The organism is Leptolyngbya sp. CCNP1308 (genome assembly GCF_034932455.1).
In the GTDB taxonomy this organism is placed as follows: Bacteria; Cyanobacteriota; Cyanobacteriia; order Phormidesmidales; family Phormidesmidaceae; genus Nodosilinea.
The window spans coordinates 21,282-37,882 of sequence record NZ_JAYGIH010000008.1; the positions used below are offsets into that span (position 1 = coordinate 21,282).

Here is a 16,601-nt window from a genome sequence, read left to right on the forward strand (position 1 = left end):
ACGCCACTATAGGAATCTTGCCTATTCGTGAATATCCGAAAATTCCAATCTGCCGTTCTTCACAAAGCGCAATCCTGGGCTAGGGCTCAAAATCGAAACAGGACGCTCAGGTAGGGGCCATGACTGGTGAGATCGATTGCCCTGGCCCCGCTATCTCCGGAGTACGTCACGTAGTTAACCTGGTAGCCCGCGTTGAGAGAGGTATTGCCCGAAAACAGCCACTCCAGCGCCGCCAGGCCCGACCACGAAAAGGTAAAGGCCTCGCCCAGACCAAAGCCAGAAACGCTGGTATCAAACTTGAGGGCTAGGGTGTCAGAGGTGTTCCAGCGCAGCCGCCCGCGAATGACGGGTTCGGCCACCACATTGCTGGTCGATGCACCGATTGACCTGCCCAAGCCGGTGGTGAGCGTGGTCTGCTGGGCCAGCCAAGAAAACCGTAGCCCCCCCATCAGATCAAAAGATACTGGCGGCAGATCAAACTTGGTAAACACCCTACCGTAGCCATTTTCGGGCTCGCCAGAAAAGCGATAGGCGTAGAGTAAATCAGCCGTGAGCATATCAAGGGAGGTGTTAGCCGTCAGGGTGCCGGGCAACACCCCTTGGAGCACGGGCGGCAGGGTGAAATTTCTGATATTGTTGCGGCCCGCCGCAAAGTACTCGGTGCTAAAGACAATGCCCTGGTGCTCGTACCAAGCTTCAAACTGGCCCATAAAGGCGAAATTTAAGGGGTCGAGTACCTGGCTGAGGCCCACGTCGATGGGGACATTGATGCGGTTGACCCGCAGGTTGCCCGTGGTGCTGACGGGCAAGGCAATATATGGCTCGAAGCTAAAATGCCACACCGTCCCCGAGGCTGCTGAGCCGTCATCCGTCAAGGCCGGATCGGCGGCGTCCTGGGCGAGTAGGGGCATCGCTGGTAATGCGACGTCAGCAATGGGCTGAAGATCAGTGGCGGTGGCACCTAGGCTCGCTTCGATTAGCGCATCGGCAATGGCCTTGCCTGCTGCTACCCCCTGAACCGAGTCGTTAGCTGGCACCGCCGCCCCTGCATCTTCAATAGGGTCGTCAGGCTCGGCTACCTCCATGGCGGGGATCAGTTCTAAATCTTCCGGCGGTAACTCAGCAATCCCGACGGTTACCTCTGCTTCGGGCACGACGTCTGGCACGATCGCTGGCAGCGGTTCCAAACTCGTTGGCGCAGGGGGGTGCGCATCAGCATCTTCTAATCGGGTAAGGGCGTTGGCCGTAGCCTGGGTGGGCAGCAGCGCGATCGCCACTGCAGCCCCCAGGCCGACAAAATTGATGTTGTAGTTCATGACAGTGCCTTCGCTCTTAGGCTATTTGGGGGTCGCTATATCAAGTCCAGAAGCAGAGTTTCCCTACCGGTAAAACTCCACTTCTGGACTGAGGCAAGGTTTAACTTGGCTACTGCGATTGATTAAAAAGACAATTTCAGATTTAGCGCTGATAATGGGGATGTAGGGCAATATAATGGCTTTTAATATCTGCAACTATCCGAAAATTCCAACCTGGCAATTAGTAACAAAGCGTAATCTCATTTAACAAAAGGTGTTCGCCGAATTGAAGCGTGAATTTGGGTGAGTGCAAACGGCCATTTGCACCTGCGGGGACGTTGAGTGCTTGATTCATACTCTTTTTGGTAATGCCTGAAAGAGAGCTGAGGGAAATTGTTGGAGTGCCCTGATTGATCGACTCATTGGTTCACGAAAGCGCAGTTTTGGAGTCCCCAAGTCCAATATGTTGAACACCTCAGAGCGGCCTAATCCTGTCCTGTATCGTCAGTTTCAAGATGTTGATGCCTTTGGCCAAGCCTTTCACGCCGAGGGGCTTTCCTTAACCCAGCTAGAATCTGGACGCTTTGAAGGATCCGTCACCAAAGTTCAATTGGAGGATCTGCAACTAGTGCGCATGATCACTAGCTGTAGTCTCTATACCCTAGGCCCAAAGCCACCGGGGCAAGTCCCGTTTAGCATCAGTTTGGCCCAGCCTCAAGGAACAATTGTCACCCATAAACAGGCGCTGCCTCCCCAGGCGCTATTTGGCTTTGACCCTGTCCGCGAGATTAGCTTAATTACTCCAGAAAACTTTCACATGGGGATAATTTTGGTGCCCCTGGCCCGTTTGCAATGGTACTTGCATGATGTAGAACGAGACGATGTAGATGCCCAATTTTTTCGACAAAACGCGATTCAAATTGAAGACCAGCGGCTCGGTAATCTGCGCGACTACCTCAACCAAATCTTTTACCTGGCGGTTAAAAACCCAGATTTTTTGGCGCGTTCTTATCCCCTCATCTTGGGCGATCTGCTACCTCTATTAGTCAACTGCTTTAGCGCCGAAGTTTGCCCCCGCCTCTGCACTCATCCCTTTCGCCGGGCAAGCCTGGTGCAAGAAGCCGAGGCCTATATGCTGGCCCACCTCGACGAACCCATTACCCTAGAGGCAATCTGCAAAGCTGTTAAAACCAGCAAAAGTGCTCTCTCCTACGGATTTCAAGATATTTTTGGCCTTAGCCCTATGGCCTACCTCAAAACCGCGCGGCTCAACGGGGTGCGCCGGGCGCTCAAGGCCAGTGACCCAACCCAAGCTACGGTGTTGGGCATCGCTAACCGCTACGGCTTTTGGCACATGGGCCATTTTTCCCGCGACTACCGGCAGATGTTTGGCGAGTCGCCATCGGAGACGTTGAAAGGACCTCTGTAAAAACTTTTATCGCGCTTCCAAGCGTCGTACCCCTTCCTGGAAGCCCTCATCGTAATTAGCGGTGGCACGAAAGTTGTCGTAGGGTAGACCATTCAGGGCATCCTGAAGTCCGCGAAAGAATTCCTCTTCGGGGGAGACGGTTTGCTGGCGCTCAGCCTCGGTGGCTCGTTGCTCTGCTTCAATTGCTCTGCGATTGGAATTGATGACGGCACTTGTCCCGGCGGCGGCCCCAACCCCCAACATAAAGTTGCCAAAGCTAGCCTGCACAACCTGGGCAGTCGGTGCCAGGGATGCGATCGCAGCAAAGACAGACAAACCAATAGCTATTGATCGTTTCATCATTTCGTCCTCGTTATTGCACGTTTCAAAGTTCAAATCATCACAATTCTAGAAACCCTGCTAAGGTCTTAATCCTGGGAAGGACGGGCCGAAATCCAGCCATCGACCGTCGCAGATGTGACCAGCACCTGACCATCGACTCGGCCCAATCGAAGTACAGTCTGACTAGCCGCTATCCAGGCTTCCCCCGCCGATGTTTCAAAGGTTTCCATCTGATAAATTTTTGCGAGGCCAAAATTATCGTCGATGATGTCGATAGTCACATAATTCTTCAGACTTTCCCGACTCTGAACCTGGCTAAATGATTGTTCCAGCATTTGTCGATGGGCATCCATCCCTTCCAGATGGGTGGTAATTGTTGAGAGACCATTGCCAGACTCAACCGTCACGACCGTTACCGCAAAGGGTGCCATTAGCTCAAGGGTGCCCTCTATATCTCTGTTGTCTCGCGCAGCTTGTAATAGATCAATGACAGCCTGAACATCCTCTTCTGTGAGCTGAGCAGTAGCCTGCGCAACTTCTATTGGGGGGGCTACGGGTATCGCCTTTGCAGAAAGAGGAATTGTTGCTGTCGTCAGGCAAAAAACCAGAGCAGAACAGGCTAGAAACTTTGACTTAATACTCATGGCTTCTATCAATGAAACAAACTTTACCAGAAAAACGATAGCATCTCTAGATCTACAGTAATGGCGTTAAGCTGTCGAATTCATACTTATTAACCCTTTCTGTCATGCTTGGCTCATAACCCAAAAAAATAAGATTGCTGTATGAAGAAACAAAATTAATACAGGCTACGGCACTCATGACTTGCCTTCATTTTAAACTTTGTATAAGGTTTGGGGTAAGATCTAGAGAGTTTTAACTCCAAGGTATTCAATAGTAAGTCAAGGCTCCGATCAGGCATCGTATTCTGAGGAATTTAACTAGAGGATTCCACTATGTTTTTTACCCGCTACCTATCAAAGATGCTCTTCGTCATGGGGTTGGCTACAGCTAGTGTCTTTATCTTTGCGATCGCGCCTCAGTGGGCGATCGTCAACATATTGAGACTCCCTTATAGCGAAACTTTTGCGACGAACTATTTCGATCAAGGGCACTATCTCATCTATCAACATTGGGGTGTCATGGTTGGCTTTATGGGCGTGGTGATGGTCGTAGCTGCGTTCAAGCAATCCTGGCGAAACTCGGTCGTGTTTTACTCTTTTGCGGAAAAATTCTTAATGGTTCTGCTCTTTGTGGGCTCTCGTGGGTTTGCCAATGAAAATACCCACGGTTTTTTCCCGGTCATCATTGTCGATACTATCGTTTCGGTCTGGACGATTGGCTACTGGATCGAGCAGCGCTCCATGTTTCCCAATCCGGCGATCAAACAGCAGCCTCGCGTTTCTGGTTTCAAGAGTTGATCTTCCTGGGCTGGCCTTCCTGTCCGTCCAACAGAGCGATCTGTGTTAGCCGGACAGGAAGGCAATTGTGATTGTCTTGCTTACGCCGCTCGTGTCGCTGCGGGCAGTGCCACAGGATCAGCCAATTCGGCTAGGATCTGCGGCGAAATGCTCGACTGGGTTGGCAACAATTGGATGGCGGGGACGCCGCCCATGAGTTCAAAGGCTCGCCGTAGGGTGCGATCGCGCCAGATATCCGATCGCTTTGAATGTTCTATGCCCTGGGTGCTGAGACCCCATTTCCAGCCGCGCAACATACCAGACACCGCGCGGTTGGACAGGTTGGCCACAATCTTGTTGCTGCTGGGGTCGCTCAAGGCCTGTTTGTTAAGCCATGGGGCCTGACGCCTGACCTGGATGCCAGATTTTTTCGCCAGAATGCGACTCAAGTGGCCGGTCTGTAGATGAGCAGATGAGCGACTTGCGCATTTACCTCAACCAATGAAACGATGCCGTCGTGTTGTTGTGGTAGACCAACAGTCCAGATTGGGTGCGTCACTGCTCAGTGTGAGGCACCCGACCATCCTTGGGCTTACTTACTTAGTTTTGGCAGCCACGGACGTTAATATTGTAGGCGATATTATTTTCGCCACCAACGCTGGTATTGATCAGAAAAGGCCGCTCACCGGTTGGAGAAACAAATCGGCGGGAGTAGGTTCGATCTTTCTCAACCGCCGCCGAGGCAGAAAAGACGTTTGCCTGAGACCCATCGGGATATCTAAAGTTGACGCCTAGGTTGTAGGTCGCATTGTTCTCAGGTACAAACGTCACTTCGTAATAGTCAATAGTGCCATTGGGTGGCACGGCAAAATCTAAATGAATGTTGCCAGGTCCAAAGAGAGAGAATTTGATTACTCGGCGAATCTGAGCTTGACCAGTCGTGACCTCTAGCAAATTAATACAGGTATCGTCTTGACTGGCTTGGCTCATAATTTGAGCTGGCATATCAGCCTTGACATCGGTCCCCAGCATACCTATTGACGACCCCAGACTAGCGAATAGCAATAGCCTGAGCAAGTAACGTTTTTTCATAGTATTTTCATATCCTTTTTGGCTACTTTTGGAGTGCATCTGATCGAAGTCAGAAGTTTTTCGAGCATACACTTCAATAAAAATAACCGGCCTTCCCACCGGGGAATATCCCAAAATTCCAACTTGCGTTCTGGGTTGAGCGGGATGATTGGGGCTAGGTAGCCGGTGTATCCCCCAGACAAAACTTCAGATATTTCTGCTATGCATGTCTGTATTTCTTCGTCCTCGCATCCCCTGATCTACGGCTATGTTCTCATCTGCCCCGTCGACGTCTATGGCACATCGCTTGACTCGCCGCACTAAGTTGGCCTACGGCATAGGGGAGGTCACCCGGGCGGTGATTCAAAATATTCGCGTTGTTTTTCTGCTCTATTTTTTGACCAATGTGGCGGGGCTACCGGCGGCTCTGGCGGGCACAGTGCTGCTAGTCGGCAGAATTTGGGATGGGGTCAATGATCCGATTGTGGGCTGGCTGAGCGATCGCACCCGCTCTCGGTTTGGTCAGCGCTATCCCTGGATGGTGGCAGGGGCCATTCCCCTGGGGTTGTTTACGGTTTTGCAGTGGGTGGTTCCCCCCTTTGCAGAGACTGATCCCCATTACCATCTGTACCTGTTTTTGTATTACACGGTGGTAGCGCTGTTATTTGACGCCGCTTTTTCGGCGGTGATGGTGCCCTACTCGGCTCTGGCCCCCGATCTAGCGCAAGATTATGACGCGCGGGTTGACCTCAGCAGCTTTCAGACTGGATTTTTGATCGCGGCGGGTATCGGTGTCCTGCTGCTGGCCCAACTGATTTTTGCCGGCGTGCCCAGCTTTGCCCAGGGGTATTTGATCCTGGGCGGTGTCTGTGCGGCGATCGCTATGGCAGCAATCTTTCTCTGCGTTTGGGGCACCTACGGTCAAACGCTAGCCTGGTCTCCGCTGGCGTTAGAACGGCAGCCCCCAGGGCATGCCGCTCCAGCACCCAGGGTCGCCCCTGCTCTGGTGCCCCAGTTGGCTACCATCTTTCGCCATCGCGAGTTTCAGCTAGTTACCGGTATCTACGTGCTGACCTGGGTCTCAATTCAGGGCATGGTGGCGATTTTGCCCTACTTCATCCAAAGCTGGATGAAGTTGCCCATGCAGCACGTCACTCAGATGGCTATTTTGATGCAGACTGTGGCGTTGGTAACGGTACCCCTGGGGCGTTGGTTTAGCCAGCGCCCCAGGGGTAAAAAAGGCGTGTTGTTCCTGGGGCTACCAGTCGCTATGGGCGGCCAGATCAGCCTCTCACTACTGTCACCCGACCAGGTTGGGCTGATGTACGGCTGTGCGATCGCCATTGGCATCGGGCTATCCACGGTTTACCTGATACCGTTCTCGATGCTGCCCGATGTAATTGACCTGGATGAGCTGCGCTACGGGCACCGCCGGGAAGGGCTGTTTTACGCGCTGATGATGCAAATGCAAAAGTTTGGTCTGGCGATCGCGCTTTTTTTGCTTAGCCAGGGCCTGAGCTGGGGCGGTTTAGTCTCCACCACCGGCAATGCCCCCAATCCGGTGCAGCCCAGCTTAGGGGTGTTGATCGTTCGGCTAGAGATTGGCCTGCTACCAGCGCTGGTTATGGGGCTGGGCTTGGTGCTGGCCTGGCACTATCCGATTAGCCGCGATCGCCACCGCTCCATTCTGCTGCAATTAAACGATCAAAATCCTGAGGTGTTCTAGCCCTTAACTACGCGGGTGGTAACCAGTGCTAACTGCCTAGGGTTAAGGGTTTCAGGTGTAAGGTACAGGGTTTACGGCTGGGCAATGGTCTCTAAAAGAATGGGCGATATTGCCCTTAAACCCCTATTCCGAGGTAGACAGTGTCCAGTAAACTGCTGATATGTTTGTGCGGCGAGTGACCCATGGATGCGGGTGAAATTTTAGAGCGCTATGGCCGGGGCGATCGCACCTTCTCGGGCCTCAGTCTCACAGACATTGAGCTACTGCAAGCTGACCTCAGCGGTGCCGATTTCAGTCACAGCGATCTGCGCCAGGCCCGCCTAGGCCGCACCCACTTTACCCACAGCAAGTTTGCCCAGGCCGACCTTAGCGAAGCCCTGCTGTGGGGTGCTGACTTTACTGCAGCTCAGTGCCCCCAGGCCCAGCTGCGCGATGCCGACCTCAGTGGTGCCGTGTTTGTGGGCGCTGATTTGAGCAACGCCAATCTGATTAAAGCTATTCTCTGCGGCGTCAACTTTCAAGGGGCCAATCTTGCTCACGCGCTACTGATCGATGCCGATCTGCGCCCTGGCTCTGATCAACAAACCAACCTAATGAGAGCCAACGTAGAGGGTGCTAACCTGAGCTACGCCCAGCTCAGCGGGGCGCAGATGGCCCAGGTAAATTTGAGCGGGGCCAAGCTCTGCCGTACCCAGCTAGGCCAAGGATTTCGTCGGGAATTACCAAGAACAGACTTGAGCGGGGCCAATCTGCAGGGGGCCGACCTCAGCTATGCCGACCTCACTGGCGTGATTTTGCGCGGGGCCAATCTGGCTGAGGCCGATCTGACCGGGGCAAATTTGGCCCAGGCTGACCTTACCGGTGCTACCTTGCCAAATGGTTGAGTTCAGACAAAGAGTTGAGCAGTTCCGGGCCACCCATGCGGTACTACCAAGCATAATCAGCAGAACCTTATTCTCATCTACCGAATTGTGCCTCGCAGCGCTTCGGCATTCAAAGGGTTAATCAGATAGAGGCGCAGCAGATCGCCGATGATGCCCAGTACCAGGGGCAGTTTGCGGATCTGCTTAACCCATCTAGGGGCTGAGCTTTCCATCAGCTGATTAATTTTTAGGTTGCGAGCGGCGGCCCGTTCCAGACGCGGAAAAAATTCGGGGTGTTCGACATTTAGATAGACGGGGAAGGCGCAGGCGGCGGTGTCGTTGGTTTTACGGACAACTTCTTTGTCGAATTCAGTGGCGTCTAGACCCAGCATTTCGTAGAATTTGGCCCGTTCATGCACCGTCAGGCTATGGGTAGCAAAGACTGAGAGCAAGAAGAAGCGGCTCCAGAGGCGACCCTGCCAGGTTTGCCACATGTGAGGCTGCGATCGCACCAACGCCTTAAAGATATCCCCATGGCGGTTTTCATCCTGGCACCAGCTCTCAAAATAGTTGAACAGGGGGTAGAAGCTGTGTTCAGGATGCTGCTCTAAGTGGCGATAGATGAGAATATAGCGCCAGTAGCCAATTTTCTCAGACAGGTAGACGGCGTAGACAATCCACTCCACCGGGAAAAAGGTGTACTCACGGGTTTTAGTCAGCTTGGCCAGGTCGAGGGAAATGTGGAAGTCCTGCATGCACTTGTTGAGGAACCCGGCGTGGTGAGCTTCGTCGCGGGCCATGAGGCTAAAGATTTCGCCCAGCACCGGGCTGCGATCTTTGATTCGCCGCGACAGCTCTTTGAACAGCAAAAAGCCCGAAAATTCTGAGACGCACGATCGCTCCAGGTAGTCGATAAACGCCTGCCGATCTTCCCCTTGTATCTGATCCCACCCTTGCTTGAAGGAATCGTCGCGGCTGAAATGGTGTCGGTTGTAGTCGGCCCGCATCTCCTCCAGCATGGTCTGGAGCTCTTCTGCCTGTAGCGACAGATCCATCGTGGCGGCCTTGTCAAAATCGGTGGTGTAGAACCGGGGCGACAGCAGGTTTTCTTCAATAGCGGCTTTGACCGAGTTGTCACCGGGCTGGGGTGCGGACTTGGGGAGGGCAGTCACCATGGGAATTTACGGGTCTAAAGGATTGAAAAGCACTTTATCACTAGTTAGTGATTGATTGTCAATGGGCGATTGATTGCGGATTAGGACAGACCCATGCTCAGGCCTGACGCTCTATATCCAAAGAAGCTAGGGAGTCAGAGCTCTTGCTGAAAGGGAGAAGTAGGCGACACTCGAAAGACACAAAACTTAAAGCAGAAAGGTTGACTATCCGCTTCATAGCTGTATAGTGATGAAAAGATTTTTAACCGCTCACCCAGGTAAATTCCTATGACTGACCTAGCTCAACGGCTGCGCGAAGGTACCCAAATCTCCCATACCCTGTCTGAAAACACGGCGTTTATGAAGTGCTTTTTGAAGGGTGTGGTCGAGCTAGAGCCCTTTCGCAAGCTCACCGCCGACCTCTATTTTCTTTACAGCACGTTAGAAACTGAGATGGCTAGCCATCAAACCCATCCCGTGGTGGGGCCGATGGTGTTTACCGAACTGCTGCGCACCGAGGCCCTAGAGGGCGATTTGGCCTACTACTACGGCGATCGCTGGCAGCACGAAATCAGCGCTACCCCAGCGGGCCAGCGCTATGTCAACCGCATTCTTGAAGTTTCGGCCACCAACCCGGCGCTGCTGGTGGCCCACGCCTACGTGCGCTACATGGGCGATCTCTCGGGGGGCCAGGGGCTGCGGCACATTGTGCGATCGGCGTTGAATCTGCCGCCGGATAAAGGTACCGGACTCCACGAGTTCGATGCTCTGCCCACGGTCGAGGCGAAGCGCGACTTTAAGCTCAAGTACCGTGAAGCGCTGAATGCGCTGCCGGTGGATGAGGCGCTAATTCAGCAGCTAGTGGATGAGGCGAACCTGGCTTTTGCCCTGAATCGCGATGTGTTCCACGAGCTGGAGCCGGATGTGCGATCGGCGGTGGGCGATCACGTGTTTGACTTGATTACCCGGCAGGATCGCCCCGGCAGCACCGAGCCGCACCCCCACCACGGCATGGTCGCCCTGGTGGCGACGGAGTAACCAGAAGAGAGAAACCGGGTTTTTGGACAGATAGGCGACTAACTTTGACTAATCGCTAAAGAAACCCGGTTTCTGAAGAAACGCTTGATCTCGCTAGCTTTGCCTAACCCTAAAGCATTCCAGCAACTGATTCTGGTGGGCAGTGCCCACCCTACAAATCCTTTTTGCATATCCCTAATTACTATGCTCTCCCTTGCCAAGACCGTTGTGTTTGACCCGGCGCTGCTGCATAAGTACAACCAGCCGCTGCCTCGCTATACCAGCTATCCTCCGGCGACGGAGATGACTGAAGGCTTTAATCCGAGGGATTTTGAGGCGGCGATCGCCGTCGGCAACTACAAGCAGACGCCCCTGTCGCTCTACTGCCACATTCCCTTTTGCGAGTCGGCCTGCTACTTCTGCGGCTGCAACACGGTGATCACTCGCCACAAAAAGGTGGCTGATCCTTACCTGGACTATCTGGAGCGCAATATTGCCCAGGTGGCCCAGCGGGTTAAGCACCGTCGGGTCAACCAGCTGCACTGGGGTGGCGGCACCCCCAGCTACCTCACAAAGGCCCAGGTAGAACGGCTGTGGAACGTCCTGCATGAGCACTTTGAGTTTGAGCCCGAGGCGGAAATTTCGATTGAGGTGAATCCTCGCGACTTGGATCGCGAGTACGTGCACTTTCTCAAAGACCTGGGTTTTAAGCGGGTGAGCTTTGGTCTACAAGACTTCAACCTCAAGGTGCAGGCGGCGGTGAATCGCATGCAGCCCGAGGCGATGCTGTTTGATGCCATGGGCTGGCTGCGGGAGGCGGGCTTTGAGAGCGTGAACGTGGATCTGATCTACGGGCTGCCCTACCAAACCCTGGCCACTTTTCGCGACACCATCGAGAAAACCCTGCGCCTCGACCCCGATCGCATTGCTGTTTTCAACTTTGCCTACGTGCCCTGGCTCAAACCCGTGCAGAAAAAACACATCGACCCTGGTACTCTACCCGGCCCCGCCGAAAAGCTCGAAATCTTTCACATGACCATCGATCGCCTGACGGCGGCAGACTACCAGTTCATTGGCATGGATCACTTTGCCAAGGCGGGGGATGAGCTGGCGATCGCGCAATCTCAGGGCCAGCTGCACCGCAACTTCCAGGGCTACACCACCCTGCCCGAGTCCGACCTTCTGGGCTTTGGCATGACCTCGATTAGCATGCTCCACGATGTTTACGCCCAAAACCATAAAGGGCTGCGCGACTTCTATAAAGCAATGGATGTTAACGAACTTCCCCTGGAGCGGGGGGTAGTGCTAAGCCAGGACGACATTCTGCGGCGGGCGGTGATTATGGAGCTGATGTGCCAGTTCGAGCTGTCGAAGTCAGCCATTGAAGAAAAGTATCACCTCAACTTTGACCAAGACTTTGACGACTACTTCGCCCGCGAACGTCAAGATCTCAAAGTGCTCGAAGCCGATGGGCTGGTGCATCTGACGCCCAACCACATTGAGGTGCTGCCCGCCGGACGGCTGCTGATCCGCAACATCGCCGCCGTGTTTGATCCCTACTTGAGAAACCGCACCATTCGCCAGTTTTCCCAGTCGGTGTAAGGGCAAACAACCCCGCATGGGCGAACAATCGTTCGCCCCTACCCATCCACCCCTCTCCCCCACTAGGAGATCTCCATGCGCATCCTGATGATTCAGCCCAACTACCACGCGGGCGGTGCAGAAATTGCGGGCAACTGGCCGCCGAGCTGGGTGCCCTACGTGGGCGGTGCCCTAAAAGCGGCCGGCTTTAACGAGGTTCGCTTTATCGACGCCATGACCCACTACATCGACGACGAGCCCCTGGCGGCGATGATCGCCGAGTACCAGCCGGATGTGGTCATGGCCACCGCCATTACCCCGATGATTTACAAGTCCCAGACCACCCTGCGGATTGCCAAGGCGGTCTGCCCCGAGGCGGTGACGATCATGGGGGGCGTGCACCCGACCTTTATGTATCGGGAGGTGCTGGGGGAAGCACCCTGGGTGGACTACATCATTCGGGGGGAGGGGGAGGAGATCAGCGTCAACCTGCTGCGGGCGATCGCCGAGGGGCGAGACCACCGCGATCGCGAGTCCATCCTTGGGCTGGCCTACCGCAATGACGTGGGCCAGGTGGTAGCGACACCGGCCCACCCCCCCATTCGCGATCTCAACACCCTCAGCCCCGACTGGACCCTGCTGGACTGGGGCACCTATATCTATACACCGCTAAACGTGCGGGTGGCGGTGCCCAACTTTGCTCGGGGCTGCCCCTTTCGCTGCCGCTTCTGCTGCCAGTGGAAGTTTTGGCGCAAGTACCGCGCCCGCAAACCCAAGCTGTTTGTCGATGAAATCGAACGCCTGGTGAACGACCACAACGTGGGCTTTTTCATTCTGGCGGACGAAGAACCGACCATCAGCAAGGCCCGGTTTGTGGCCCTGTGCGAAGAACTGGTGGAGCGCAACCTGCCCGTCCACTGGGGCATTAACACCCGCGTCACCGACATTCTGCGCGACGAGGCTGAGCTACCCCTCTACCGCAAAGCGGGCCTGGTGCATGTTTCCCTCGGCACCGAGGCGGCAGCCCAGCTCAACCTAAACGTGTTTCGCAAAGAGACCACCATTGCCGACAACAAGCGGGCCGTCAAGCTGCTGCGCGACAACGGCATTTTGGCGGAGGTGCAGTTTATCATGGGGCTGCCCAACGAAACCCCTGAAACCATCGAAGAGACCTACCGTATGGCCCGCGACTGGGGGGCCGATATGGCCAACTGGAACATGTACACCCCCTGGCCCTTTGCCGAGCTGTTTCAGGATCTCGAAGACAAGGTGGAGATTCGCGACTACTCCCACTACAACTTTGTGACGCCGATTATTAAACCGGACAACATGACGCGGGAGGAGGTGCTGCAAGGGGTGCTGCGCAACTACGCCCGCTTCTATGGCTGGAAGTTTTGGGAGTACTGGTGGGAGCGCGACGCCTTTAAGCGCCGCTACCTGCTGGGCTGCCTCTGGGCCTTTGTGCAAACCACCTGGAACAAGCGGTTCTACAACCTCAGCCGGGTGAAGCGCAAGGGCATGCACGCCGAGATCGACTTCGGCTTTGACGACGCCCGCATTCTCTCGGCGGAGGCGATGGCCCAGATCAAGGCCGCCAAGCTGGCGGATGTGGAGTTTACCGAAGTCGCTGCCTGTGGTGGCCCCAGTACGCTCCCTACCTTTACCGAGGAACCGGCGGAAACCGACATTCAGGTGGTGATTGTGGATGGCGACGAACACAGTCGTCTGGCCCTGCGCCAGGGGTTGCGATCGCAGCCCGGCCTGGAGGTCGCCAGCGAAGCCACTAACGGCGAAACTGGCCTGGTCTTGCTCGACTCGATCGGGGTGGATGTGGTGGTGGTGACGGCGCCGCTGCCCGATATGGCGATCGCTGACTTTATCGGGCGGGTACAGGCCCAGAAACCCTGCCAGCCGATCAAGCTGGTGGTGCTTACCGATAACCCCGCCGTTCTTGACGGGCTAGGGGTAGCCCACTGCCCCCGGCAAAGCCCCATGATCACCCTGGCAGAACAGATTCGGGATCACTACCCCAACACCCCGATGCCTGCCGTAGCGACTACCCCCTAGAGCGACGCCATCCCGTGAAGCATCTAAGCGCTAGCCCCAACGTCTCCATCCTGACATCACTTTATCCACTGACCTATGAACACCCTTCCCTCCCTTCGTATCGGATCGCACACCGCGCCTTACCCCATCATCCAGGGCGGCATGGGCATTCGCGTTTCCGGCGCTGGCCTGGCGGCGGCGGTCGCCAATGCTGGCGGCATCGGCGTGGTCTCTGCCGTCGGCCTGGGGATGCATTCTCCCTATTTCGATATTGAGGAGAAGAATCCTAAAATTCGCCAGACTCGTTTTTTTGAAGCCAACCGCCTGGCGCTGATTGACGAGCTACAAAAGGCCCGTGCCCTGAGTCCAGCGGGCATTCTCGGGGTCAACATTATGGTGGCGGCGCGAGACTATGAAACCCTGGTGCAGACCGCTATAGAGAATGGCGTCAACCTGATTTTTTCTGGCGCAGGGTTGCCCTTGACCCTACCTGCCCTCACCGCCAATCATCCTGAGGTGGCCCTGGTGCCGATCATCTCTAGCCTGCGGGCGGCCCAGGTGATCTGTAAAAAATGGCAGCGTCAACATAACCGTCTGCCCGATGCCTTTGTGGTCGAAAATCCTCAAGCGGCGGGGGGCCATCTGGGGGCTAAGGCCGAGGACTTGGGCGATCCTGCGATTGGCCCCGAGGCCGTGATTCCAGCCCTGGTGAGCTATCTGGCGGAGAGTTTTGAGCAGCCCATTCCGGTGATTGCGGCGGGGGGCGTGTGCGATCGCCCCTCTCTGCTCCACGCCCTATCGCTGGGAGCCAGCGGCGTCCAAATCGGCACCCGATTCATCCCCACCGAAGAGTGCGACGCCGACCGCCGCTATAAAGAATTTCACCTCAAGGCCGATCCCGCCGATATTGTGCTGGTGCCCAGCCCCGTGGGTCTGCCCGGTCGCGCCCTGCGCAACGCCTTTGTGGATCGGGTCAATAGGGGCGAAATTCCCGGTGCCAAGGATCAGTGCTTTGCCAACTGCCTACAGGTGTGCAAGTTTCGCGATCGCCGCGAGACCTACTGCATTCTGCGCGCCCTCGATCGCGCCTGTCGGGGCGACGTAGAGAACGGCTTGGTGTTTGCGGGCAACAGCGTGGGGGGGAGTAGCCACATTCAGCCGGTGGCAGAGGTAATGGCAGAGTTGGTGGGTGTGACGGGGTAAAGCGTGGATGGGTAGGTAGGGGTAGACCTGTGTGTCTGCCCTATGGGTGGGCTGGTGAATGTTCTAGCGGAAGGCTCTTGGCAATGGCTATTCTCAACCTCATGGGCTACGTCAATCGTTCAGAGGTCAACGGGCCTGGCAAGCGGGCCGTGGTCTGGGTGCAGGGCTGCCTACGGGAATGTCCGGGTTGTTTTAACCCAGCCTCTTGGCCCTTTGAACCCAACCAAATTATGTCGGTAGATGAGGTGGTAGAGCAGATTTTGGCCGACCCCGCCAATGAGGGGGTCACCTTTTCTGGGGGAGAACCCTTTTGGCAGGCCCCGGCCCTGGCGATAGTCGCTTACCGGGTGAAGGCGGCTGGGCTCAACACCATGTCGTTTTCGGGATTCACCCTAGGGGAATTACAAGGGCCTAATGCACCGCCCGGGGCTCAAAAGTTGCTCGACCAGCTCGACATACTGGTGGATGGCCCCTTTGTGGAATCCCTCGCCATCCACGACCCAACCTCGCCGGTATCGTCGCGCAACCAGCGGGTGCGGGTGTTTAACCCGGCGCTGCAAGACCGGATTAACTGGGCCAGCGACCAGGTTGAGGTACACATTTTCAAAGACGGCAGCCGCTTGGTAACGGGGTACCACGGGCAATTGGGGCTGGGCGATCGCGACGGATCTCAGCCCATAGATAACTAGAACCCTCCAGGTACACCGAGCTGAGCAGAGGATTCAGGGCCAATGCAGGCTAGCCCATTGACCGGCCATCCCTAAGGGCAGCCGTTCTCTACGCCAGTGCGCCACTCTAAAAGAACAGCCCGACACTGCAAGCAAGTCAGCTCGTCAAGCAATTGGCCCACACCAGTTGCAGTCGCAGGGTAAGTGATTGCCGTCAATCCCAGCGGCGGCGATAGGTCTCCCTCAAGGTGAGCGACGAACCCGTAGAGCTTTTGGTTTGAGAAAGAGCTGTTGATGGCCCACCCATCCGGGTTGAGGGGCGTGAGCTGGGCGATCGCAGTTGCCTCTAGACCCAGCTCTCGGTGAAGGATCGCGATCGCAGCCTCCTCTGGCGTTTGCCCTGCCAAGCGTCGTCCCCCCGGAAAATCTAGCGTCACCTGCCCTACCCCAGGCCGAAAGCTGGCGGGGGGCAACACAATATGAGATTGGCCCAGGCGATCTCGTTGAATGGGCAACACGATGACAGAATCGGCTTTCTCAATGCGCCAGTATTCTAGCCGTTGCCCTTGGGAATCTTGCCAGTACTCGCCAATCAGCGTCATCCAGCGAGAGTGAATTTCTAGAAAGCGGTCTTGTACCTGCCAAGGGGGTTGGGCGTCAGGCGGTAGGGTAGTCATGGGTTTGGGTTGAGCGTCGATATCGGCGGTGCGGCTAGCGGCGCATGGGGTCAGAATTGGCGCACGGTAGCTGCCCTGGGTGTTAGGCAAGCTATGTAAATTGAGGTGCTGCCTTTGCCAGTATTACCCGCGATATGTCTCCTCCGGCGC

16 protein-coding genes are annotated in these 16,601 nt (G+C 55.7%); 9 read left to right on the plus strand and 7 right to left on the minus strand.

Features of this window, described 5'->3' with window-relative positions:
• Positions 1-86 precede the first annotated feature (86 nt).
• Complete coding sequence (locus tag VB780_RS05655; protein WP_323350167.1) at positions 87-1,316, minus strand: hypothetical protein; 1,230 nt, start codon at positions 1,314-1,316, stop codon at positions 87-89.
• Between the two features lie 442 nt (positions 1,317-1,758).
• On the opposite strand from VB780_RS05655, the gene VB780_RS05660 reads away from it, so the two are divergent.
• Positions 1,759-2,724 carry a helix-turn-helix domain-containing protein gene (locus VB780_RS05660; protein WP_323350168.1) on the plus strand — a complete coding sequence of 322 codons (966 nt, stop codon included), beginning with the start codon at positions 1,759-1,761 and terminating at the stop codon, positions 2,722-2,724.
• Between the two features lie 6 nt (positions 2,725-2,730).
• Here the strand turns inward: VB780_RS05660 and VB780_RS05665 are convergent, their stop codons facing one another.
• Together VB780_RS05665 and VB780_RS05670 are read right to left on the minus strand one after the other, a co-directional pair.
• Positions 2,731-3,039, minus strand: a complete 309-nt coding sequence (locus tag VB780_RS05665) for a hypothetical protein (RefSeq protein WP_323350169.1) — start codon at positions 3,037-3,039, stop codon at positions 2,731-2,733.
• A gap of 92 nt (positions 3,040-3,131) precedes the next feature.
• Complete coding sequence (locus VB780_RS05670) at positions 3,132-3,689, minus strand: hypothetical protein (protein WP_323350170.1); 558 nt, start codon at positions 3,687-3,689, stop codon at positions 3,132-3,134.
• Positions 3,690-4,001: 312 nt separating this feature from the next.
• Here VB780_RS05670 and VB780_RS05675 point away from each other — a divergent pair, with 312 nt between their 5' ends.
• Positions 4,002-4,466 carry a hypothetical protein gene (locus VB780_RS05675; protein WP_323350171.1) on the plus strand — a complete coding sequence of 155 codons (465 nt, stop codon included), beginning with the start codon at positions 4,002-4,004 and terminating at the stop codon, positions 4,464-4,466.
• An 80-nt stretch (positions 4,467-4,546) separates the two neighbouring features.
• Here VB780_RS05675 and VB780_RS05680 read toward each other — a convergent pair whose 3' ends face one another.
• Positions 4,547-4,822, minus strand: coding sequence for a hypothetical protein (locus VB780_RS05680; RefSeq protein WP_323350172.1), 276 nt, complete (start codon positions 4,820-4,822; stop codon positions 4,547-4,549).
• 223 nt (positions 4,823-5,045) lie between these two features.
• Positions 5,046-5,636 (minus strand): hypothetical protein, encoded by a 591-nt coding sequence (locus tag VB780_RS05685; RefSeq protein WP_323350173.1) that lies wholly within the window; start codon positions 5,634-5,636, stop codon positions 5,046-5,048.
• A gap of 175 nt (positions 5,637-5,811) precedes the next feature.
• Between VB780_RS05685 and VB780_RS05690 the strand changes: the two genes are divergently transcribed.
• A complete protein-coding gene (locus VB780_RS05690) occupies positions 5,812-7,242 on the plus strand; it encodes an MFS transporter (RefSeq protein WP_323350174.1) in 1,431 nt (476 codons plus the stop codon).
• Between the two features lie 182 nt (positions 7,243-7,424).
• The gene (hetL, locus tag VB780_RS05695) at positions 7,425-8,126 is read left to right on the plus strand and encodes a heterocyst differentiation pentapeptide repeat protein HetL (RefSeq protein WP_323350175.1); all 702 of its coding nucleotides are present in this window, start codon (positions 7,425-7,427) and stop codon (positions 8,124-8,126) included.
• Between the two features lie 77 nt (positions 8,127-8,203).
• On the opposite strand, the gene acsF is transcribed toward hetL, so the two are convergent.
• A complete protein-coding gene (gene acsF / locus VB780_RS05700) occupies positions 8,204-9,280 on the minus strand; it encodes a magnesium-protoporphyrin IX monomethyl ester (oxidative) cyclase (RefSeq protein ID WP_323350176.1) in 1,077 nt (358 codons plus the stop codon).
• A gap of 267 nt (positions 9,281-9,547) precedes the next feature.
• On the opposite strand from acsF, the gene VB780_RS05705 reads away from it, so the two are divergent.
• The 5 genes from VB780_RS05705 to VB780_RS05725 all read left to right on the plus strand — a co-directional run bounded on the left by VB780_RS05705 (position 9,548) and on the right by VB780_RS05725 (position 15,795).
• Complete coding sequence (locus tag VB780_RS05705; RefSeq protein ID WP_323350177.1) at positions 9,548-10,297, plus strand: heme oxygenase (biliverdin-producing); 750 nt, start codon at positions 9,548-9,550, stop codon at positions 10,295-10,297.
• A gap of 183 nt (positions 10,298-10,480) precedes the next feature.
• The gene (gene hemN, locus VB780_RS05710) at positions 10,481-11,878 is read left to right on the plus strand and encodes an oxygen-independent coproporphyrinogen III oxidase (protein ID WP_323350178.1); all 1,398 of its coding nucleotides are present in this window, start codon (positions 10,481-10,483) and stop codon (positions 11,876-11,878) included.
• 75 nt (positions 11,879-11,953) lie between these two features.
• Positions 11,954-13,924, plus strand: coding sequence for a magnesium-protoporphyrin IX monomethyl ester anaerobic oxidative cyclase (gene bchE / locus VB780_RS05715; protein WP_323350179.1), 1,971 nt, complete (start codon positions 11,954-11,956; stop codon positions 13,922-13,924).
• Positions 13,925-13,999: 75 nt separating this feature from the next.
• On the plus strand, positions 14,000-15,106 hold the full coding sequence (locus VB780_RS05720; RefSeq protein ID WP_323350180.1) for a nitronate monooxygenase family protein: 1,107 nt from the start codon (positions 14,000-14,002) through the stop codon (positions 15,104-15,106).
• 83 nt (positions 15,107-15,189) lie between these two features.
• Positions 15,190-15,795 (plus strand): 4Fe-4S single cluster domain-containing protein, encoded by a 606-nt coding sequence (locus VB780_RS05725; RefSeq protein ID WP_323350181.1) that lies wholly within the window; start codon positions 15,190-15,192, stop codon positions 15,793-15,795.
• Positions 15,796-15,866: 71 nt separating this feature from the next.
• Here the strand turns inward: VB780_RS05725 and VB780_RS05730 are convergent, their stop codons facing one another.
• A complete protein-coding gene (locus VB780_RS05730; protein ID WP_323350182.1) occupies positions 15,867-16,541 on the minus strand; it encodes an NUDIX hydrolase in 675 nt (224 codons plus the stop codon).
• Between the last annotated feature and the right edge of the window lie 60 nt (positions 16,542-16,601).

Coding starts and splice junctions, on each gene's coding strand:
- hemN (WP_323350178.1), top strand. CDS start 10,481: ATGCTCTCCCTTGCCAAGACCGTTGTGTTTGACCCGGCGCTGCTGCAT.
- bchE (WP_323350179.1), top strand. CDS start 11,954: ATGCGCATCCTGATGATTCAGCCCAACTACCACGCGGGCGGTGCAGAA.
- hetL (WP_323350175.1), top strand. CDS start 7,425: ATGGATGCGGGTGAAATTTTAGAGCGCTATGGCCGGGGCGATCGCACC.
- VB780_RS05690 (WP_323350174.1), top strand. CDS start 5,812: ATGGCACATCGCTTGACTCGCCGCACTAAGTTGGCCTACGGCATAGGG.
- acsF (WP_323350176.1), bottom strand. CDS start 9,280: ATGGTGACTGCCCTCCCCAAGTCCGCACCCCAGCCCGGTGACAACTCG.
- VB780_RS05655 (WP_323350167.1), bottom strand. CDS start 1,316: ATGAACTACAACATCAATTTTGTCGGCCTGGGGGCTGCAGTGGCGATC.
- VB780_RS05725 (WP_323350181.1), top strand. CDS start 15,190: ATGGCTATTCTCAACCTCATGGGCTACGTCAATCGTTCAGAGGTCAAC.
- VB780_RS05675 (WP_323350171.1), top strand. CDS start 4,002: ATGTTTTTTACCCGCTACCTATCAAAGATGCTCTTCGTCATGGGGTTG.
- VB780_RS05670 (WP_323350170.1), bottom strand. CDS start 3,689: ATGAGTATTAAGTCAAAGTTTCTAGCCTGTTCTGCTCTGGTTTTTTGC.
- VB780_RS05660 (WP_323350168.1), top strand. CDS start 1,759: ATGTTGAACACCTCAGAGCGGCCTAATCCTGTCCTGTATCGTCAGTTT.
- VB780_RS05705 (WP_323350177.1), top strand. CDS start 9,548: ATGACTGACCTAGCTCAACGGCTGCGCGAAGGTACCCAAATCTCCCAT.
- VB780_RS05720 (WP_323350180.1), top strand. CDS start 14,000: ATGAACACCCTTCCCTCCCTTCGTATCGGATCGCACACCGCGCCTTAC.